Source organism: Micromonospora sp. NBC_01739 (genome assembly GCF_035920385.1).
Lineage (GTDB): Bacteria > Actinomycetota > Actinomycetes > Mycobacteriales > Micromonosporaceae > Micromonospora.
This window is the reverse complement of record NZ_CP109151.1, coordinates 5,699,358-5,719,014: the sequence shown is the minus strand read 5'-3', so window position 1 is coordinate 5,719,014 and position 19,657 is coordinate 5,699,358. Positions and strand designations below refer to the sequence as shown.

The following is a 19,657-nucleotide window of genomic DNA, read 5'->3' as shown; positions in this document are numbered from 1 at the left end:
TGTCTCGTCGTCGGTCTGGGGTCGCGCGCCGAGGGGACCAGGACTTCCCAGCCGGACCAGCGCGCACGAACGACCAAGCGTACCTCAGGCGGCACGCCCACAGATGTCGTACAACAGCAGGCAACGATACCCGCAGCCTGCCCGGCCGGTCAAAACGGGGTCCGCCAGGCGTGCCGACGGCCTCGGGAATGGCCTTGATCACACCCCGGCCCGCGCCAATCGGGCCCCCGGACGCAGGTACGCAACCCAGGTGAGCAGGAGCAACACCAGGAAGAAGCCCACGTAGAACCGCAGTGCCGGCTGGATCCCGCCGTAGGTCGACCGGGCCCAGGCGTAACAGATCGGCACCAGGAAGCCGCCGAGGGCACCGACCGCCGAGATGATGCCCAACGCGCCGGCGGCCTGCCGGCGCATCGCCAGCATCACCTCCGGCGAGCCGCCCAACTCCGCCCCCTTCACCTGGAAGATCCGACTGATCATCCGATAGGTCGAGCCGTTGCCGACGCCGGTGGCCACGAACAGCAGCAGGAAGGCCACGAAGAAGACACCCAGGCTGCGCTGCTCGACCGACCAGAGCGCGAGCAGAGCGCCGACGGCCATCAGCACGAAGCTGACCATCGTCACCCGGGCACCGCCCACCACGTCGGAGAGCCGACCGCCGAAGGGGCGGCAGAAGGAGCCGACGGCCGCACCGAGGAAGGCCCAGGTCAGTGCGACGTCCGGCCGACCGAACACCGAGGTGAGCAGGGTCGGGAAGGCCGCCGAGTAGCCGATGAACGAGCCGAAGGTGCCGATGTACAGCAGGGACATGATCCAGGTGTCCCGATGCCGCAGCGACGACCAGACCGGCCGCACGTCGGCCTTCGCCTCGACCAGGTTGTCCATGAACAGGTACGCGCAGACCGCGGCGATCACCGCCAGCGGGATGTACATCAGCCCGGCCCGGGCCAGTGCCAGCCCGCCACCGAGCACGATCACCTGCGGCACCAGGAACTGCACCACCGCCACGCCGATGTTGCCGCCGGCGGCGTTGAGGCCCAGGGCCCAGCCCTTCTCCCGCTCCGGATAGAAGAACGAGATGTTCGCCATGCTGGAGGCGAAGTTGCCACCGCCGAATCCGGCGGTGGCGGCGATCAGCAACAACATCGGGAAGCCGATCTCCGGCCGCTCGACCGCCCAGGCCAGGCCCGCGCACGGCACGATCAGCAGCAGGGCGGAGACGATCGTCCAGTTCCGGCCGCCGAACACCGGCACGGCGAAGGTGTACGGCAACCGCAGCAACGCGCCGACTCCGCTCGGCACGGCGGTCAGCCAGAGCGCCTGACTGGTGGTCAACTGCCAACCGGCGTCACCGAGCCGGACGACGACGATGCTCCACAGCAGCCACACCGAGAAGCCGATGTGTTCGGCGAAGATCGACCAGATCAGGTTGCGGCGGGCGATCCGGCTGCCGGTCGTACGCCAGAAGGTGTGGTCCTCCGGTGCCCAGTGCCCGATCCAGCGGCCGGGACGGCGGTCCAGGTTCTCCTCCTGGACGACCTCGGGTTGTGCGCTCGTGGTGGTCATGGCGCCGAAGCTAGGAATCGACGGTTACCGCGGCGTTCGTCCTTCGGGTCGGCTCGGCAACGGGAAGCGCACCACCGGCCGAGGTGCGCGGTGAGACAGGCCGGTTCAGAGTTGCTGGAGGATGCGCAGCGCCCGGTCGACGTGGCGCATCGTCTCGACGTCGGCCACGTCCACGCACTCGGTGAACCACTTCTTCATCGGCGAGGAGATCCGGTCGGGCATCACCACCCAGCCACCCATCGGCACCGCCAGCGGTGAGTCACGCAGCAGTGCCGCCTCGACCACCTCGGCGACGATCACGATCGGTACTGCGGTGGAGTTGTAGACGTCGGAGCTGATCACCAGCCCGAGCCGCTCGCGGGCCCCCTCGATCCGCCAGACCTCGCCCCTACGCAGCACGTGGGCGACCACCGAAGAGCAGGTCGTCGACCAGGCCCACCTCCTGCGCATCGGCCAGCGAGGCGGCCTCCAGATCCAGCCCGGCCCGGCTCACTGCGGCGGCGTGGGCCGCGAAGACCTCACGCAGCGCCTTCTCCCGCGCGGCCTGGTCCATCCAGGCGGAGAGGGAGAGCCCTTCCCGTTTGGCGAACCGTCGGGCGTCCGCGATCGTCTCGTCGGAGAACGACAGAGTCACCTTGGCTGTCATGCCAGACAGACTACCGTCGGTATGACCGCCAGTCATCCGATCCGTACACCCTCGGGCTGACCCGGGGCGTGGCCGCCGAAGACGGCCGTCGCCGGGCCGCTACCGGCTGCGGCGTCGAACGCCTCGGTCACCTCCATGTCGACCACCTCCGTCTTCCCAATATGCGGAAGATTCGTTCCACATTCCAGGCCATGCGATCCGATGCGCCGCCGCCGTGCGGTGTGAGCGGCACTTGACAGGACCGAAACAAACGGGACGCGGGCCGGAAACTGGACGGCGGCACGCTTTGCCGACATGACAGACGGTGCACGGTCGGCAACTGCACCGGGGCGCACGCCCCGGGAGGTGGCGACGCACTGCCCGTACTGCGCCCTACAGTGCGGGATGACGCTGCGTGAGCAGGACGGGCAGGTGTCCGTACTCCCCCGGCAGTTCCCCACCAACCGCGGCGGACTCTGCCAGAAGGGCTGGACCTCGGCCGAACTGCTGACCCACCCGGACCGGCTGACCACCCCGCTGCTGCGCGACCCGGCCAGCGGCGAACTCCGCCCGGCCAGCTGGGAGGCCGCGCTGGACCGCATCACGACCGGCATCGGCGAGGTGCAGCGACGGCACGGCCGCGACGCGGTCGCCGTCTTCGGCGGCGGCGGGCTGACCAACGAGAAGGCGTACGCGCTGGGCAAGTTCGCCCGGGTCACCCTGGGCACCCGCAACATCGACTACAACGGACGGTTCTGCATGTCCTCGGCGGCCGCCGCCGGGATGCGCGCCTTCGGGGTCGACCGGGGGCTGCCCTTCCCGCTGGCCGACCTAGGGCACGCCGACACCCTGCTGCTGGTCGGGGCGAACCCGGCGGAGACCATGCCCCCGCTGGTGCGGTGGCTGACGGAGCTGCGGCAGCGCGGCGGCACGCTGATCGTGGTCGATCCCCGGGTCACCGCCACCGCCCGGCAGGCCGACCTGCACCTGCAACCACTGCCCGGCACCGACCTGGCGGTGGCCAACGCGCTGCTGCACATCGCCCTGACCGAGGGCTACCTCGACCGCGACTACGTGGCCACCCGTACCACCGGCTTCACCGAGGTCCGGCGCACGGTGGCGGGTTGGTGGCCGGCGCGGGCCGAGGCCCTCTCCGGCGTGCCGGTGGCCGACCTGGAGGCGACCGCCCGCGCCCTCGGCACCGCCGAACGGGCGATCATCCTCACCGCACGGGGCGCGGAACAGCACGCCAAGGGCGTGGACACGGTCACCGCCTTCGTCAACCTGGCCCTGGCGCTCGGCCTGCCCGGCCGCCCCGGCTCCGGGTACGGCTGCCTGACCGGGCAGGGCAACGGGCAGGGGGGCCGCGAGCACGGGCAGAAGGCCGACCAGCTGCCCGGATACCGCCGGATCGACGACCCGGCGGCCCGCGCCCATGTCGCGCAGGTGTGGGGGGTCTCCGCCGACGAACTGCCCGGTCCGGGGGTGCCCGCGTACCAGTTGCTGGATTCGCTGGGCACCGACGACGGCCCGCGTGCGCTGTTGGTCTTCGGCTCCAACCCGGTGGTCTCCGCCCCTCGGGCGGCGCGGATCGAGAGCCGGCTGCGCGACCTGGACCTGCTGGTCGTCGCCGACCTGCTGCTCTCCGAGACGGCGGCGCTGGCCGACGTGGTGCTGCCCACCGCCCAGTGGGCCGAGGAGGACGGCACCATGACCAACCTGGAGGGTCGGGTGCTGCGTCGCCGCGCCCTGCGCCCACCCCCGCCCGGGGTCCGCACCGACCTCGCCATCCTCGCCACCCTCACCACCCGGTTGAAAGGAAGGGCCCCTTCTTATCGCCTCGTGCATAGGAAGGGCCCCCTGTTAACACCCGACTGCGAAGCCGAAGCAGCCGCCGACCGCGAGGCGCGAGCCGCCGACCCACGTACGGTGTTTGCCGAGTTGCGGCGGGCCTCGGCCGGCGGGATCGCCGACTACGCCGGGATCAACTGGGAACGGATCGACGCCGCCGACGGGGTGTTCTGGCCCTGCCCGCGTGACGACGGGCCGGACTCGCCACGACTGTTCGCGGACGGCTTCCCCACCCCCGACGGCCGGGCCCGGTTCCACCCGGTGGAGCACCGGCCGGCCGCCGAGGAGGTCTGCGCGGAGTACCCGCTGCACTTCACCACCGGCCGGGTGCTCGCCCAGTACCAGTCCGGCACCCAGACCCGCCGGGTGGCCGCGCTGCGCCAGGCCGCTCCGGACGCCTTCGTGGAGCTGCATCCCGACCTCGCCGGGCGGCTCGGGGTGGCCGACGGCGAACCGGTGCGGGTGCTCTCCCGGCGGGGCGAGTTCCGCGCGCCGGCCCGGCTCAGCCCGACCATCCGGCCGGACACCGTCTTCGCACCCTTCCACTGGGGTGGTGCCGCCCGGGCCAACTCCGTCACCAACGACGCCGTCGACCCGATCTCCGGCATGCCCGAGTTCAAGATCTGCGCGGTCCGGGTGGAGCGGGTGGCGTCATGAACGAGCGCCAGCGAGCGGACTGTCGGCCGGACGCGATGAGCGGCCAGCGGGTGGTGGTGGTCGGCAACGGCATGGCCGGGGCCCGCCTCGCCGCCGAGCTGCACGCCCGGGGCCAGGACAAGGTCACCGTGGTCGGGGCGGAGCCGCACCGGGCGTACAACCGGATCATGCTGTCCACCCTGCTCGCCGGCAAGATCGGCGAGCCGGAGGTGGAGCTTACGGAGGCCACCGGGCGGGGGGTCGACCTGCGTACCGGAGTCGCGGTGCGGGCCATCGACCGGGCCGCCGGGGAGGTACGCACCGACGACGGCGATCGGATCGGCTACGACCACCTGGTGCTCGCCACCGGCGCGCGGGCGGTGGTGCCGGCGCTGCCCGGCCTGGACCCGACCTCGCCGCCGGAACGGGTGGTGGCGTTCCGGAGCCTGGCCGACTGCCGGCGCATCCTCACCCTGGCCGAGGGTGCCCGCCGCGCCCTGGTACTCGGCGGTGGGCTGCTGGGCCTGGAGGCCGCCCGGGGGTTGGCCGCCCGAGGCCTGGAGGTCGCCGTGGTGCACCGGGTGCCGTACCTGATGGAACGCCAGCTGGACGCCGTGGCCGGCGAGATCCTGGCCGGCACCCTCGCCGAACTCGGGGTGACCACCCACCTGGCCGTCACCCCGACCGGCCTGACGGCCGACCCCACCGGGGTCCGGCTTAGCCTGTCCGACGGCCGTACCCTCGACGCCGACCTGCTGGTCCTCGCCTGCGGGGTACGCCCGGACACCGCGCTCGCCGAGGCGGCCGGCCTGACGGTGGACCGGGGGGTGCTGGTCGACGACCGGCTGCGCACCAGCGACCCGCGGGTTTCCGCGATCGGCGACTGCGCGCAGCACGGCGCCGCCCCGACCGGGCTGGTCGCACCGGCCTGGGCGCAGGCCCGGGTGGTGGCCCAACTGCTGACCGGGCAGGACCCGCAGGCCCGGTACCGCCCCCGGCCGGTGGTCACCCGACTCAAGGCGGCCGGCATCGACCTGGCGGCGATGGGTGACCCGACGAACGGCCCCGGCGAGGAGTTGACCTTCGCCGATCCGACCCGGGGCACCTACGCCCGGCTGCGCATCCACGACGACCGGTTGGCCGCCGCGATCCTGCTCGGCGACAACCCGTCGGTGGGCGCGGTCATCCAGTTGTTCGACCGGGGTCACCCGGTACCCGCCGACCGGCGGGCACTGCTGCTCGGCCGGGCCGTGGGCGGTGGCGGCGGCGCGACTCCCGCCGCCTCTCCGGCGTTGATGCCGGACGCGGCCACCGTGTGCCAGTGCAACACGGTCAGCAAGGGCGCGGTGGTGGCCTGCTGGCGGGGCGGGGCGCGCACCTTCGACGAGGTCGTCGCCGGGACCAGGGCCGGTACCGGCTGCGGCGGCTGCCGGGACGCGGTCGCCGGCATCGTCGACTGGTTGTCCAGAACGGATCCGGTGGAGGTGGGACGATGACCGGCGGCAACGTGGTCGTGATCGGCAACGGCATGGTCGGGCAGCGGTTCGTGGACGCGCTGCGTTCGCGGGACCCGCAGGGCCACTGGCGGGTCACCGTGCTCGCCGAGGAACCCCGGCCGGCGTACGACCGGGTGCGGCTCTCGGCGTACTTCGACGGTGTCTCGGCCGACGAACTGAACCTGCACACCGCGTACGACGGGGTGCGGTTGCGCCTCGGCGAGGCGGCGACCACCGTGGATCGGGCCCGTCGGGTGGTGACCACGGCCGACGGCGAGTACCCGTACGACGTGCTGGTCTTCGCCACCGGCTCCTCGGCGTTCGTGCCTCCGGTGGACGGCGTCGGCCTGCCCGGGGTGTTCGTCTACCGGACGCTTGACGACCTGGCGTCGATCGAGGAGCATGCCCGGGGCCGGCGGACCGGCGCGGTGATCGGGGGCGGTCTGCTCGGCCTGGAGGCCGCCAACGCCCTGCGCCTGCTCGGCCTGATCACCAGCGTGGTGGAGTTCGCGCCCCGGCTGATGCCGGCTCAGATCGACACCGCCGGGGGCGCCCTGCTGCGCCGTTACGTGGAGGAGCTGGGGGTGGGCTGCCACCTCGGGGTGGCCACCACCGCGTTGCGACCCGGCCCGGACGGTACGGTCGCCGCCCTGGAACTGGCCGACGGCACGTCGATCGACGCCGACCTGGTGGTGGTGGCCGCCGGCATCCGTCCCCGCGACGAGCTGGCCCGCGCGGCCGGGCTCGACCTCGGCCCGCGCGGCGGGCTGTTGGTGGACGACTCCTGCCGCACCAGCGACGAGCGGGTCTACGCGGTCGGCGAGTGCGCGGCCGTCGAGGGCACCTGCTACGGCCTGGTGGCACCCGGGTACGCGATGGCCGAGGTGGTGGCCGACCGGCTGGTCGGTGGGGCGGCCACCTTCCCCGGCGCGGACACCGCCACCAAGCTCAAGCTGCTCGGCGTCGACGTGGCCTCCTTCGGTGACGCGCACGGCACCACCCCGGGCTGCCTGGACGTGACGTACACCGATCCGGCCACCCGGGTCTACGCCAAGCTGGTCCTCTCCGACGACGCGACGACGCTGCTCGGCGGGGTGCTGGTGGGCGACGCCAGCGCGTACCCCACCCTGCGGGCGAGCGTCGGCGCACCGCTGCCGGCGCCCCCGTTGGCGTTGCTCGCCCCGGCCGGTGCCGGCGAGGCGACCGTGGGGGCCCTGCCGGCCTCCGCGCAGGTCTGTTCCTGCAACGCGGTGACCCGCGCGGACATCGACACGGCCATCGCGGGCGGCTGCGCGGACGTGGCCGCCCTGAAGGCGTGCACCCGGGCCGGCACCAGTTGCGGTTCCTGCGTGCCGATGCTCAAGCAACTGCTCGACGCGGCCGGTGTCACCCAGTCCCGGGCGTTGTGCGAGCACTTCGACCTCAGTCGGCAGGAGCTGTTCGACATCGTCCGGGTACGCGGCATCCGGACCTTCTCCCGGTTGATCGCCGAACACGGGCAGGGCCGGGGTTGCGACATCTGCAAGCCGGTGGTCGCCTCGATCCTCGCCTCGCTCGGCAACGGGCACATCCTCGACGGCGAGCAGGCCGCGTTGCAGGACACCAACGACCACTTCCTGGCGAACCTGCAACGCGACGGCAGCTACTCGGTGGTGCCCCGGATCCCCGGCGGTGAGATCACCCCGGAGAAGCTCATCGTCATCGGCGAGGTGGCCCGGGACTTCCAGCTCTACACGAAGATCACCGGTGGACAGCGGATCGACCTGTTCGGGGCCCGGGTGGAGCAGTTGCCGCAGATCTGGCGTCGGCTGGTCGACGCCGGATTCGAGTCCGGTCACGCGTACGGCAAGGCGCTGCGGACGGTGAAGTCCTGCGTCGGCTCCACCTGGTGCCGGTACGGGGTGCAGGACTCGGTCGGCCTGGCCATCGCCCTGGAGTTGCGCTACCGGGGGCTACGCGCACCTCACAAGATCAAGTCGGCGGTCTCCGGGTGTGCCCGGGAGTGCGCCGAGGCCCGCAGCAAGGACTTCGGCATCATCGCCACCGAGACCGGCTGGAACCTCTACCTCGGCGGCAACGGGGGCTTCCGACCCCGGCACGCCGATTTGTTCGCCACCGATCTGAGCACCGCGGAACTGGTCACCATGATCGACCGGTTCCTGATGTTCTACGTCCGCACCGCCGACCGACTGCAACGCACCGCCGCCTGGATCGAGGCCATGGACGGCGGCCTCGACCACCTGCGAGCGGTCATCGTGGACGACTCGCTCGGCCTCTGCGCCGAACTCGACGCCGCGATGGCCCGGCACGTCACCTCCTACTCCGACGAGTGGCGGGACGTGCTCGACGACCCGGACCGACTGGGCCGGTTCGCCTCCTTCGTCAACGCACCGGACGTACCCGACCCGTCGATCACCTTCGTCACCGAACGCGGCCAACCCGTACCCGCCGGTGGTCGGCCACCCACAACCGACGGCCGTCAACCGGTCACCCTCGGACTGCCGGAGGTGCGGCGATGAACACCGTGACGACCGTGCGCTGGCACACCGTCTGCCCGTTGAGCCGACTGGACCTGGACCGGGGCGTGGCCGCCCTGGTCGACGGCGTCCAGGTAGCGCTGTTCCGGACCGCCGACGGGTTGTACGCGATCGAGAACCGAGACCCGGTCACCGGCGCGTACGTGCTGTCCCGGGGCATCGTGGGCAGCCGCCGCGGCCTGCCCACGGTCGCCTCGCCGCTGCACAAGCAGGTGTACGACCTGCGTACGGGGGACTGTCTCGACCTGCCCGGTGTCTGTGTCACCCGGCACGAGATCCGGTGCCGGGACGGCATGGTCGAGGTGCGGCTGCGACAGGAGGAGTGAATGCGCGAGGAACTGGCCGGCTTCACCATCGGGGTGACCGCCGACCGGCGGCGGGACGAACTCGCCGCGCTGCTCCAGCGGCGCGGCGCCCGGGTGGTGCTCGCCCCCGCGCTGCGGATCGTGCCGCTCGCGGACGACACCGCGCTGCGCGAGGCCACCCGGGCCTGTCTGGACCGGCCACCGGACGTGCTGATGGCCAACACCGGGATCGGCATGCGCGGGTGGCTGGAAGCCGCCGAGGGCTGGGGGGTCGCCGAGCCGCTGCGCTCGGTGCTCGGCAACTCGTACGTGGTGGCCCGGGGCCCCAAGGCGCGCGGCGCGATCCGCGCGGCCGGCCTGCACGACCAGTGGTCTCCGGAGTCGGAGAGCTGTGAGGAGGTCGTCGAGCACCTGCGCCGGCGAGGGGTGGCCGGGCAGGTGATCGCCATGCAGTTGCACGGCGATCGGCAGCCCGAGTGCACCCGCGCCCTGGAGGAGGCCGGGGCGACCGTCATCGAGATCCCGGTCTACCGCTGGGCGCCACCGACCGATCCGGCCCCCCTGCACCGGCTGGTCGACCTGGTGGCCGGTCGGTTGGTGGACGCGGTCACCTTCACCTCGGCACCGGCTGCGGAGGCGCTGCTGCGCGCCGCCGGGGACCGGACGGAGGCCGTCCTGGCCGCGTTGCGTAGTGATGTGCTGGCCAGTTGTGTCGGCCCGGTGACCGCCGAGCCGTTGGTCCGCCGGGGGGTGCCGGTGAGCGCGCCCAGCCGGGCCCGGTTGGGCGCCCTGGTCCGCACCATCGTCGACGAGCTGCCCCGGCGTACGGTCACCATCAAGGCCGCCGGGCACCTGCTCACGCTGCGCGGACACGCCGCCGTGGTGGACGGCGAACTACGTCCCCTGGCGCCGGCGCCGATGGCGGTGCTGCGGGCCCTGGCCCAAGCTCCGGGCCGGGTGCTGTCCCGTACCGCCCTGCTGCGGACCCTGCCCCGGGGGGCCGACGAGCATGCCGTGGAGATGGCGGTGGCCCGGCTGCGGGCCGGTCTGAAGGCCCCCCGGGTGGTGCAGACCGTCGTCAAGCGCGGCTACCGCCTCCGCATCGACTGAGACGAAGGAAGGGCCCCTGGTTAACGCCTGGGGTAGGTAAAGGGCCCCCGCTTAACAGGCGAGGGCACCCGTCCCGCCGAGACCCGACAAGTGCCGGGCAGGCGGGACGGATGCCCCTTCCCGGGTCAGCCGACCGGAGTCGGGAAACCCCGGTCGTGCTCGGCCTGAAGCCGAGCCATGGCGTGTTCGACGACGGTCACCATCACCTGCTTGACCGCGTCGCGTCGGCGGGCGTCCGTCATCACCAGCGGGACGTCCGGTGAGATGGCCAGTGCCTCACGCACTTCATCCAGGTCGTACTGCGGCGCGCCGTCGAACCGGTTCAAGGCGACCACGTACGGCAGCCTGCGGTTCTCGAAGTAGTCCAACGGTGCGAAGGCATCCGTGATCCGGCGGGTGTCCACCAGGACGGCAGCCCCCACCGCACCACGGATGATCTCGTCCCACATGAACCAGAACCGGGTCTGACCAGGCGTGCCGAAGAGGTACAGGATCAGATCCTGCGCCATGGTGATTCGGCCGAAGTCCATGGCGACCGTGGTGGTCTCCTTGCCCGGCACCTTGGACGAGTCATCGATACCGACACCCGCCGCGGTCATCACCGCCTCGGTGGTCAGCGGTGTGATCTCCGAGATCGCCCCGACCAACGTGGTCTTGCCGACACCGAAGCCACCCGCGACGACGATCTTCGCGGAGATGATTCCCCGGCTCTGGCGGGCCCCGGCGGGGTCATAGCTCGCGAAGTCCACTCAGCACCCTTCCCAGCATTTCCATCCGCTCCTCGAAACCTGTGGCGGGAGCAGCCGTTTGTAGCGTCAGCAGGCCCTCGGCGACCATGTCGGCGACCAGCACCCGAGCGACACCCAGCGGTAGCCGGGTGTACGCGGCGATCTCCACCAACGACTCGGGACGGCCCTCGCAGACCATTGCGATGCGATGTTTGTCGTGCCCGGCAAACCGCGACTCGGCGATCTGGGTGGGGCTGGCGACCAGCACCGCTTCCAGGGCGATGTCCCGAAGCGGTTCGGTACGCCCCCGGGTGACCGCGTACGGCCGCACCAGAGCACCCCGCGGGTCACGTCGTGAATCCATCCGCAATCACCTCCTCTCCCGTCCGCCGTGGCATCGTCCGCTATGACCGCACCGCGTCCCGGGGCAGCGGCACCAGCGCCGCGCCCACCCGCTCGACCAGCAGGGCCATCTCGTAACCCACTTGACCCACGTCGCAGCTACGCGCCGCCAGCACCGCCATCGACGAGCCGTCGCTGATCGACATCAGGAACAGGTAGCCGCTGTCCATCTCGATGACGGTCTGCAACACCCCGCCGGCGCTGAACATCCGCGCGGCGCCCTCGGTCAGGCTGACCACCCCGGAGGTGATGGCCGCCAGCTGATCCGCGCGGTCCGCCGGCAGGTCGCGGGAGGAGGCAAGCAGCAGCCCGTCCGCGGACACCGCCACCACGTGGGCGATTCCCGCCACGCTGTCGGCGAAGTTGGTCAGTAGCCAACCCATGTCCTGCATGGCCGCGGGCCTGTTCATCGGCTCGTCTCCTTGGTCGAGGTGCTGTTCTGAGTCGCGCCGGCCGTTCGGCCGCGCTGGACGCCGCGGTGGTAGGCCGACAGCAGACCGCGGACTTCGTCCGGCGTACGCCGACTGTGTTCCCGTCCGTTGCGGGGTTCGATGCCACCGGGCACCAGCTGCGCCTGCGGCACCCGCTTGGGCAGCCCGGACCGGGTCGTCCCGGCCGGGGTGGGCTCGGCCGCCTGGCTGGCGCGCGACCAGCCCTCGTCTGCCGCGGTCCGCCAGGCCTCGTCGGCGGCGGAGGAGGACTCGGCAGTCGGCGCCGGTGGCGGGGCCGGCGCGGCCGGGGCCGCCGCCGGGGTCGGGGCGTGCGCAGCCGGCTGGGTGCCGGTCGGTCCGCCGGAGAACACCGGGTACGACGGCGGCTGCAGGGCGGCCCCACCGGCAGCCGCACCCGGGGTACGGGTGGGCAGTGGGGTGCGTCCCTGGGTCGGTGTGACGGCCGGTGTCGACACGTCAGCGGTGGCCGCGGCGGCGGTCGGGGCCCCGGCGTTCGCCGACGGCTCGTCGAACTGCGGCCGGCTGAAGATGGCCGTCACGTCGTTGCCGTGCGACCGGAACCAGACCGCCTCCATCTCGCGGAAGATGGGCGCCTCGGCCTGCGGCGGCTCCGCCGGTGCGGTGATCGGCGCGCTGGCCAGCGGGGCGGTCGCGGCCAGACTGGCCCCCAGCCCGCCGAACATCGGGGTGTCCTGGCCGCCACCGGGACCCTGGCCCGCCGTCGGCGCGAACCCGGTGGGAGCCGCGGTCGGCGTGAATCCGTTGGTGGTGGCCGCGGCACCGGCGACCGGGCCGGCCGGCAGCACGGGTGCGGCCGGGCGCGGGTCGCCGGTCGAGTTCGCCGTCCGGTAGGACAGCGGATCGATGGTCGGCTGCGCGACCGTGGGCGACCCGGCGCTGAAACCCCCGGCGTAGGCCGGTGGCGACGCGTGAGCCGGTGGGGTTTGCTCCGGGGTCGGTTCCGCGACCGGCCACGGGGTGGCCGTCGGGGCGCTGCGCCACCGGTCGCTGAGGGTCGCGGTGGTGCTGCGCCCCGCGGCTGCCAGAGGGTCACCGGCACCGGTCGGGGCCGGCTCGACCGCCAGCGGCTGACGCGGCCGGGTGATCGCCTGGTCCCGGCCCCTGAGGCTCGGCAGGATCACCGTGGCGGCCGGCAGGGTGATCTGGGCGACCGTGCCACCCTCGACGTTGCGGCGCAGCTCGACCCGGATGCTGTAGCGCGCCGCCAGCCGGCTGACCACGGCCAGACCCATCAGCCGGAACGCCGCGACGTCCACCGTCGGAGGAGCGGCGAGCCGCCGGTTCAGGGTGTCCAACTGCTCGTCGGTCAGCCCCAGGCCACGGTCCTCGATCTGGATCAGCACGTAGTCCCGGATCCGCCGACCGTCGGCGACCACGGTGGTGTTCGGCGGGGAGAAGCGGGTGGCGTTGTCGAGCAACTCGGCCACCAGCCGTACGACGTCGTTGACCGCGTGGGCGGCCACGGACACGTCCGTGTCCACCGTGCCGAACTCGATGCGGTTGTAGAGCTCCACCTCGGACTGGGCGGCGCGCAGCACGTCGACCAGCAGGGCGTCCTCACGACGCGGGACCGCGGAGTCGGCCCCGGCCAGCACCAGCAGGTTCTCGTCGTTGCGGCGCATTCGGGTGGCCAGGTGGTCCAGCTCGAAGAGCTGGGCCAGACGCTTCGGGTCCTCCTCGCCGCGCTCGATCGCGTCGAGTTCACCGATCATCCGGTCGACCAGGGTCTGACTGCGTCGGGCGAGGTTCAGGAACATCGCCGAGACGCTGCTGCGCAGCGCCGCCTGCTCGGCCGCGACCCGGACGGCCTCCCGGTGTACGACGTTGAAGGCCGAGGCGACCTGGCCCACCTCGTCACGGTTGTCGAGCCTGATCGGGTCCCGTACCTCGCGGACGATCTCCTCGACACTGCCGTCACTGACGTTGCCCATGCCTTGGAGGCGACGCACCGCCTCGGGAAGGTCGTGGTTGGCCACCGAGAGGGCACCCTCGCGGAGCCGACGCAGTGAGTGGTTGAGCGAGCGGGCCAGCACCACGGCCAGGGTCACCGCGATGATCAGGGTGAGCAGCACCAGGGTCGTCTCGACGATCGCCTGCCGGATCACGTCCGACCGGGCCTGCTCGGCCTGGGTCAGGAGGCGATTCTGCAGCTCGATCTCGGCCCACCGCATCAGTTCGTGCACCGCACCGATCGCGGCCGTGGCCTCCTGGGCGGTGACCGGTGCATCCCGGCCGACCGTGCGGCTGATGTCGGTGGCGATCCGGTCGGCCAGCACCACGGCGTCACCGGAGACGGTGCTGTTGACCAGCGCCTGCTGGACCGGGTCGGCGGCCAGGGAGAAGGCCAGCAGCGCCTCCTGCTGACCGGTCAGGGTGGCCACGAAGGCGGAGAACTGCTCGGTGTCCAGCCGGCCGTTGGTCAGTGCGGTGAAGGCGATCGCCTCTTCCTCGGCGACGGCCGCCTTGGCGCGGGCGAAGGCGGCCACCGCCCGTCGGCTGTCGGCAAGACTCTCCTCGCCCGGCAACTGGGCCAGACCGTCGCTGTAGGAGACCAGGTCGGCCAGGACCACGCCGTAGCGCAGCACGGCCTCGGCTACCTGCATCTGCTGGCGGTCCAGCACTTCCTGACGGGTGCCGTCGAGGGTGTCCAGGTGCCGGTCGATGGTCGCCAGGCGGTCGCGCACCGCCGCCGGGACCTCACCGACCCGGGCCCGCTCCGCGCGGTAGGCGTCGACCCGCTCCTGGGTCCGACGCACCCGCAGGTTGTACGCGTCGACCTGCTGCTGGGTGGAGGCCAGGTAGGCGGCGGCGGTCATCCGCTCGGCGTGCAGATCGTTCGTCAGGGCGGAGATCCTGGTCGACAGCGCGGTCAGCGAGCGGGCCTGGGTGGCCTCGAAGGCGCCTTCACCGACCGAGATCAGACGAACTGTGGCCAGCGCGATGACGGCGGCCACCGGAACGACCAGGATCAGCGCCAGCTTGGACCGGATCCGGGCGTCACGCAGCCGGGGCAGCCTGCGCCGGCCGTCGCGCTCGGCTTCGCCGCTGGCGGGCAGGGTCGTCGGTCCGGTGCTCACGACATCGCCTCCGTCGTTTTCTCCGCGCCTGACCCGTCGATCCGTGCCTGGAGCGACGGCCGGCGCCACGCGCGGCACGGCCGCGATTTCATCAGACGGGATCGTGTTTGGGAAGCCGCAGTGAGGCAGGAAACGGTTGGAGGACACGCATCCTGTAGTCCGGTCAACTAATACCTACATTTCCACAGTGCCCTTGATCAGGGCATGTAGCTCCAGAGTGGTCATTCGTGTCGTCAGAGTGAGCAAACGAAAACACGTCGCTACCCCAACATGTGGGATTGGTGTCCCGAAACGCTCCCGCTGGCTCCGCTTGACCGCAGCGCCCGGCATTGGCAAGGTTTTGCAGGCTTCGCGCACACGGTACGGCAGACCCGACCAGAATATCTACTGAGGACGCTGCCGCCGCCGGTGACCGGGCCCCGCCCGTGCCGCATCAGGAGGACAGAGTTGACCCCCTTCCGCTCCGCGACCGCTCTGGTGGCCGCTTCAGCTCTACTGGCCACCACCCTCACCGGCTGCCAGTTCGGCGGGCAGGAGCAGGACACCTCGCCGATCGTCATCGCCGCCGACCTGGAACTGTCCGGGGCGGCCGCCAGCGTCGGCAAGGCGTACCGGCAGGCACTGGAGTTGAAGATTGAACAGCTGAATGACTCCGGCGCCCTGAACGGCCGGACTATCAAACTGCTGCCGAAGGACAACCGCTCCGACGCCGGGGAGTCACTGCGCAACATCGTCGACTTCGCCAACGATTCACAAGTCAGCGCCATCATCATGGGCGGCTGCAACGAATGCGCGGTCGGCGCGGTCCGCACCATCAATGAGAAGCAGATCCCCACCATCGCGCTGGCATCGGCCGGCGCGGTATCCAACCCGGTGGCAGATCGACGCTACGTGTTCAAACTGGCACCGAATGCAGCCGATAATGCCGGCGCTATCACCGGCGAACTGAGCCGTCGACGGGTCGCCTCCGTGGGGCTGCTGCGCAGCGACGACGCCTACGGCAAGGAGGGCGCCGAGGCCCTGCGGGGCGAGTTCAGCAAGGCCGGGATCCAGCTGCTGGCCGAGGCCACGGTCCGCACCACCGACACCGAGGTGGACCGGCAGGCCGCCACCCTGGCCGCCGCCCAGCCTGAGGCGCTGGTCGTCTGGACCCCACCGGAGCAGGCGATGCTGGCCGCCGGCGCGGTCAAGCAGGCCGGCTTCACCGGGCGCCTGTTCTTCGACGCCTCCGCCGCGGGTGACCTCTTCCTCGGCGCCTCGGCCCGGGCCGCCGAACGGGCCACCCTGGTCTTCACCCAGACGATGGTGATCGACGACGTCATCGCCACCACCCCCGCCAAGGCCGCCCGTCGTCAGTGGTTCCAGGACTACACCGCCCGTTTCGGCGGCTACCACGGATCCTCGTCCTTCGCGGCGGACGCCGTGCAGCTCATCGTCGATGCTGAACTGCGCGCCGGTGGTCCGGCCGGCAAGGTCGACCGGGAGAGCCTGCGAGACGTGCTGGAGACCTCCCAGATGGACGGACTGTCCGGGCCGATCCGGATGACGCCGGACAACCACTCCGGGCTGATGCCGCAGGCTCTGACCACTCTGGTCGCTCGTAACGGGCGTTGGAGGTTGGCAGGCTGAGGTCTTCGTCCTCTGGTTCTGCTCGGTGGGGTGTGGCCCCAGCACAACCGGCTTCGGGCGGTCAGGCTTGATCCCTGCGCCGGTTGTTGCTGGGGCCACACCTGCGTTCGTCCACGGGTGACGGACGCAGGTCAGGTTGGGTGGTGCTGTCTGTCCTGGGTGCGGTCCGCCCGTAGGTGCTGGGGGTGGTCAGCGGCTGGAGGTGGTTTCTCGGACCCAGGGCAGGCTGAAGCGCTCGATGACCACCAGGGCGGTGTAGAGCAGGATGCTGACCAGGGCGATCAGGATGATCGCCGCCCAGGCGGTGGCGGTGTCGCCGATGCCGGCGTACTGCTGGATCACATAGCCCAGACCACCCTCGCCGGCCTGGAACTCGCCGATCACCGCGCCGATCGCGGCCAACGGCATGGCCACCTTCAGGCCCACGAAGATCTGCGGCAGGGCGGCCGGGAAGCGGATCTTCCGGAACGCCTGCCAGCGGGAGGCGTTGTAGGAGCGGATCAGCTCGGCCAGGTCGGCCGGGGTGGTCGTCAGCCCGGTAGCGGTGGACAGCACGATCGGGAAGAAGCAGAGCAGGAAGACCATGGTCAGGATGGGCTTCTGACCCCAACCGAGCGCCACCACCAGCAGCGGGCCGAGGGTGATCTTCGGTACCGCGTTGACGGCCACCAGCAGTGGGGTGAACATCCGCTCGACCGTCCGCGAGGCGGCCAAGGCCAGGCCGATCAGCACTCCCGCCGCGGCGGAGAGCGCGAAGCCGACCAGGATCTCCTGGGTGGTGAGCGCGGTGTGCTCCAGCAGCCGTTGCGGCCGGTCGGCGAACGCGGACAGCACCGAACCCGGCGGCGGCAGGGCGGCCGGGTGGATCAACTCCAGCCGAGCGGCCAGCCACCAGACCCCGAACGCGATCAACAGCCCAACGGCCGGTAACACCGCCGCCACGGTGGCGAGCCGCAGGTCACCAGCGCGCCAGCGCCGGGGACGCGGTACGGCAGAGGACGGCTCGGGCAGTGTCTGCCCCACCGTCTGCCGCGGACGGACGTCGGTCATCGGACCCTCCTGAATGTGGTGTTTCGGCGTCGACGCCGGTACGCCGCACCTGTCGTGGGGTGCGGCGTACCCGGCATCGACGTGATCAGCTTCAGCTCTTGGGGGCCAGGTTGAAGTCGATGACCTGCTCGGGGGTCAGATCCGACTTCAACGCACCCGCACCGCGCAGGATGGCGATACTCTTCGCCACCCGGCCACTGTCCAGGGTGCCCAGGGCGGTGCCGGAGTTGCTGGAGCGGACGTAGCCGGCCATCAGCTGAAGCTCGGCGGCAGCCGCGACGGGGTTGACCGCCTCGACGTTCTTGGCCAGGATCTCGGCCGCCTCCTGCGGGTTGGCTAGGGCGTCCTCCAGGCCCCTGAGCAGCGCCGCAGTGAACCGCTTGACCATCTCCGGCTTCTCGCTGGCGATCTGCTTCGAGGTGATCAGCACGTTGCCGTAGAGGTCCTGCATCACGTTGCTGTACGGCAGCAGAACGGCCTTCTTCTTGGTCACCGCCTCGATCGTCGGCTGACCGACGACGAACTGACCGATGCCGTCGACCGAGCCGGAGCCGAGGGTGACCATCAGGGTCTGGGCCTCACCGTTGACCCAGGTGACCTTGGTGGGGTCGATGCCGGCCATCCGGGCGTACGTCGGGAAGAGGTTGCGTACGACGGAGCCGGGGGTGTCGGCGAGCTTCTTGCCCTCCAGGTCCTTCGGGGTGTTGATGCCGGTGCCCTCGACGGTGGCGATGGCCGCCATCGTGCGCTGCTGGATCGCGGCGACCGCGACGAAGTCCTTGGCCTCGCCGTTGCCGAGTTGCAGCAGGCCACCGGTCAGGTCGATCGGGCCGAAGTGCGCCTGCCCGCCGACGACCGTCTGGATGATCGAGCCGGTGCCCTGGCCAGGCTTGATCTCGACCTCGAAGCCGGCCTCCTTGAAGTAGCCCTTCTCCTTGGCCACCCAGGCGTAGGCGTCACGCCCGAAGTTTCCGAACGAGGTCAGGTAGGTCACCTGCTCCAGGGCGGCGCCACCGCCGTTGGTGTCGTCGGCCTCGTCCGAGCCGCTGCACGCGGCGACGAGGGCTAGTGCGGTGGCCATCGTGGCCGCGGCGACCGTACGGGTCAGCCTTTTCATCAAGTACACCTTGTCCTTTCCCACCGGGGCATCGGGCCGCCGGAGGGGGTCTGTCGGGCGGCGCCGGCAGCCGGGAGGGAGCCGACACCGCGCATCGAGGGGGATTCTTCGCGGGCACAGCGTACGAGAAGTCTCGCTTTGTGACACCAGGCGCATCGGGTTGCGGTAAGGAAACAAAGTCAACTCCACCCCGGACGGTGCAATCTGCACAGAGCCGGTTAGCCTTTGACGGATTGCTGATCAACCACTCAGCCGGAGGCCCCCGGAGATGATCCGTCTGTCCGAGGTGTCCCGCACCTTCGACGGCCGTACCGGCCGAGTCGAAGCGCTGCGCGGCATCGACCTCGACGTGGGCGACGGCGAGTTCGTCGCCGTCCTCGGCCGCTCCGGGTGCGGCAAGTCCACCCTGCTGCGGTTGATCGCCGGGTTGATTCCGGTCAGCTCCGGCACGATCACCGTGGGTGGCGACCCGGTCACCGGTCCGCGCCAGGACATCGCCATGCTGTTCCAGCGACCGGCCCTGCTGCCGTGGCGGACCGTACTGGACAACGTGCTGCTGCCGGTGGAGATCTTCGGCTGGAAGCGCGCCGACCACCGGGAGCGGGCCCGGCAACTGCTGGAGGTCGCCGGCCTGGCCGGGTTCGAGAAGCGACTGCCGCACGAACTCTCCGGCGGTATGCAGCAGCGGGTGTCGCTGTGCCGGTCGCTGATCGGCAACCCCCGGGTGATGCTGATGGACGAGCCCTTCTCCGCCCTGGACGCGCTCACCCGCGAGGAACTGTCCGGGGAACTCCAGCGGGTGCACATGAGCAGCCGGGCCACGGTCGTCTTCGTCACCCACTCCATCGACGAGGCCGTCCTGCTGGCCGACCGGGTGGTCGTGCTCAGCCCGCGCCCCGGCCGGGTACGCAAGATCGTCGAGGTGGCCATCCCCCGACCCCGCACCCTGGGCCGCAACGCCCACCTGGCGGAGGTCGCCCAGGTCAGCGCCGACCTGCACGAGCTGCTGATGGAACGCGACCAGCCGCTGGGTGTCGGTCCGGAAGGACGATGAG

16 protein-coding genes are annotated in these 19,657 nt (G+C 71.3%); 7 read left to right on the top strand and 9 right to left on the bottom strand.

Annotated elements, in window-relative coordinates:
• Positions 1-198: 198 nt before the first annotated feature.
• From OIE53_RS25985 to OIE53_RS25975, 3 genes are all read right to left on the bottom strand, one after another.
• Complete coding sequence (locus OIE53_RS25985; RefSeq protein WP_327024071.1) at positions 199-1,566, bottom strand: MFS transporter; 1,368 nt, start codon at positions 1,564-1,566, stop codon at positions 199-201.
• A gap of 105 nt (positions 1,567-1,671) precedes the next feature.
• Positions 1,672-1,977, bottom strand: a complete 306-nt coding sequence (locus OIE53_RS25980) for a type II toxin-antitoxin system PemK/MazF family toxin (protein ID WP_327024070.1) — start codon at positions 1,975-1,977, stop codon at positions 1,672-1,674.
• Positions 1,955-2,212 carry a hypothetical protein gene (locus tag OIE53_RS25975; RefSeq protein WP_327024069.1) on the bottom strand — a complete coding sequence of 86 codons (258 nt, stop codon included), beginning with the start codon at positions 2,210-2,212 and terminating at the stop codon, positions 1,955-1,957. Before OIE53_RS25975 ends, OIE53_RS25980 begins: the two co-directional genes overlap by 23 nt.
• Before the next feature lie 384 nt (positions 2,213-2,596).
• Here OIE53_RS25975 and OIE53_RS25970 point away from each other — a divergent pair, with 384 nt between their 5' ends.
• Genes OIE53_RS25970 through OIE53_RS25950 form a run of 5 tightly spaced genes read left to right on the top strand, consistent with a single transcriptional unit; the run spans position 2,597 to position 10,126 of the window.
• A complete protein-coding gene (locus tag OIE53_RS25970) occupies positions 2,597-4,699 on the top strand; it encodes a molybdopterin oxidoreductase family protein (RefSeq protein ID WP_393340624.1) in 2,103 nt (700 codons plus the stop codon).
• Positions 4,696-6,174, top strand: a complete 1,479-nt coding sequence (locus tag OIE53_RS25965) for an FAD-dependent oxidoreductase (protein ID WP_327024067.1) — start codon at positions 4,696-4,698, stop codon at positions 6,172-6,174. Before OIE53_RS25970 ends, OIE53_RS25965 begins: the two co-directional genes overlap by 4 nt.
• Entirely contained in the window at positions 6,171-8,693 is a 2,523-nt protein-coding gene (nirB, locus tag OIE53_RS25960) for a nitrite reductase large subunit NirB (RefSeq protein WP_327024066.1), read from the top strand. The genes OIE53_RS25965 and nirB overlap by 4 nt, the downstream gene beginning before the upstream one ends.
• Positions 8,690-9,037, top strand: a complete 348-nt coding sequence (gene nirD / locus OIE53_RS25955; protein WP_327024065.1) for a nitrite reductase small subunit NirD — start codon at positions 8,690-8,692, stop codon at positions 9,035-9,037. The genes nirB and nirD overlap by 4 nt, the downstream gene beginning before the upstream one ends.
• Positions 9,038-10,126, top strand: coding sequence for a uroporphyrinogen-III synthase (locus OIE53_RS25950; RefSeq protein ID WP_327024064.1), 1,089 nt, complete (start codon positions 9,038-9,040; stop codon positions 10,124-10,126).
• 125 nt (positions 10,127-10,251) lie between these two features.
• On the opposite strand, the gene OIE53_RS25945 is transcribed toward OIE53_RS25950, so the two are convergent.
• From OIE53_RS25945 to OIE53_RS25930, 4 genes are read right to left on the bottom strand one after another with little or no spacing between them, the layout of a single operon-like run.
• Positions 10,252-10,875 (bottom strand): GTP-binding protein, encoded by a 624-nt coding sequence (locus OIE53_RS25945; RefSeq protein WP_327024063.1) that lies wholly within the window; start codon positions 10,873-10,875, stop codon positions 10,252-10,254.
• On the bottom strand, positions 10,856-11,218 hold the full coding sequence (locus OIE53_RS25940) for a DUF742 domain-containing protein (protein ID WP_327024062.1): 363 nt from the start codon (positions 11,216-11,218) through the stop codon (positions 10,856-10,858). Before OIE53_RS25940 ends, OIE53_RS25945 begins: the two co-directional genes overlap by 20 nt.
• A gap of 40 nt (positions 11,219-11,258) precedes the next feature.
• Positions 11,259-11,666 (bottom strand): roadblock/LC7 domain-containing protein, encoded by a 408-nt coding sequence (locus OIE53_RS25935; protein ID WP_030329975.1) that lies wholly within the window; start codon positions 11,664-11,666, stop codon positions 11,259-11,261.
• A complete protein-coding gene (locus tag OIE53_RS25930) occupies positions 11,663-14,806 on the bottom strand; it encodes a sensor histidine kinase (protein ID WP_327024061.1) in 3,144 nt (1,047 codons plus the stop codon). Before OIE53_RS25930 ends, OIE53_RS25935 begins: the two co-directional genes overlap by 4 nt.
• Positions 14,807-15,253: 447 nt before the next feature.
• Here OIE53_RS25930 and OIE53_RS25925 point away from each other — a divergent pair, with 447 nt between their 5' ends.
• Positions 15,254-16,435, top strand: coding sequence for an ABC transporter substrate-binding protein (locus tag OIE53_RS25925; protein ID WP_327024060.1), 1,182 nt, complete (start codon positions 15,254-15,256; stop codon positions 16,433-16,435).
• Between the two features lie 189 nt (positions 16,436-16,624).
• Here OIE53_RS25925 and OIE53_RS25920 read toward each other — a convergent pair whose 3' ends face one another.
• Together OIE53_RS25920 and OIE53_RS25915 are read right to left on the bottom strand one after the other, a co-directional pair.
• Positions 16,625-17,485: an ABC transporter permease gene (locus OIE53_RS25920; protein ID WP_327024059.1), complete on the bottom strand. Its 861-nt coding sequence runs from the start codon at positions 17,483-17,485 to the stop codon at positions 16,625-16,627.
• A gap of 91 nt (positions 17,486-17,576) precedes the next feature.
• Entirely contained in the window at positions 17,577-18,602 is a 1,026-nt protein-coding gene (locus OIE53_RS25915) for an ABC transporter substrate-binding protein (RefSeq protein ID WP_327024058.1), read from the bottom strand.
• Between the two features lie 268 nt (positions 18,603-18,870).
• On the opposite strand from OIE53_RS25915, the gene OIE53_RS25910 reads away from it, so the two are divergent.
• Positions 18,871-19,656: an ABC transporter ATP-binding protein gene (locus OIE53_RS25910; RefSeq protein ID WP_327024057.1), complete on the top strand. Its 786-nt coding sequence runs from the start codon at positions 18,871-18,873 to the stop codon at positions 19,654-19,656.
• Position 19,657 lies beyond the last annotated feature (1 nt).

Bases quoted from the DNA above. Each gene is read 5' to 3' on its own strand.
- OIE53_RS25940 (WP_327024062.1), bottom strand. From the start codon at position 11,218: ATGGATTCACGACGTGACCCGCGGGGTGCTCTGGTGCGGCCGTACGCG.
- OIE53_RS25935 (WP_030329975.1), bottom strand. From the start codon at position 11,666: ATGAACAGGCCCGCGGCCATGCAGGACATGGGTTGGCTACTGACCAAC.
- OIE53_RS25920 (WP_327024059.1), bottom strand. From the start codon at position 17,485: ATGACCGACGTCCGTCCGCGGCAGACGGTGGGGCAGACACTGCCCGAG.
- OIE53_RS25985 (WP_327024071.1), bottom strand. From the start codon at position 1,566: ATGACCACCACGAGCGCACAACCCGAGGTCGTCCAGGAGGAGAACCTG.
- nirB (WP_327024066.1), top strand. From the start codon at position 6,171: ATGACCGGCGGCAACGTGGTCGTGATCGGCAACGGCATGGTCGGGCAG.
- OIE53_RS25965 (WP_327024067.1), top strand. From the start codon at position 4,696: ATGAACGAGCGCCAGCGAGCGGACTGTCGGCCGGACGCGATGAGCGGC.
- OIE53_RS25950 (WP_327024064.1), top strand. From the start codon at position 9,038: ATGCGCGAGGAACTGGCCGGCTTCACCATCGGGGTGACCGCCGACCGG.
- OIE53_RS25915 (WP_327024058.1), bottom strand. From the start codon at position 18,602: ATGAAAAGGCTGACCCGTACGGTCGCCGCGGCCACGATGGCCACCGCA.
- nirD (WP_327024065.1), top strand. From the start codon at position 8,690: ATGAACACCGTGACGACCGTGCGCTGGCACACCGTCTGCCCGTTGAGC.
- OIE53_RS25910 (WP_327024057.1), top strand. From the start codon at position 18,871: ATGATCCGTCTGTCCGAGGTGTCCCGCACCTTCGACGGCCGTACCGGC.
- OIE53_RS25975 (WP_327024069.1), bottom strand. From the start codon at position 2,212: ATGACAGCCAAGGTGACTCTGTCGTTCTCCGACGAGACGATCGCGGAC.
- OIE53_RS25970 (WP_393340624.1), top strand. From the start codon at position 2,597: ATGACGCTGCGTGAGCAGGACGGGCAGGTGTCCGTACTCCCCCGGCAG.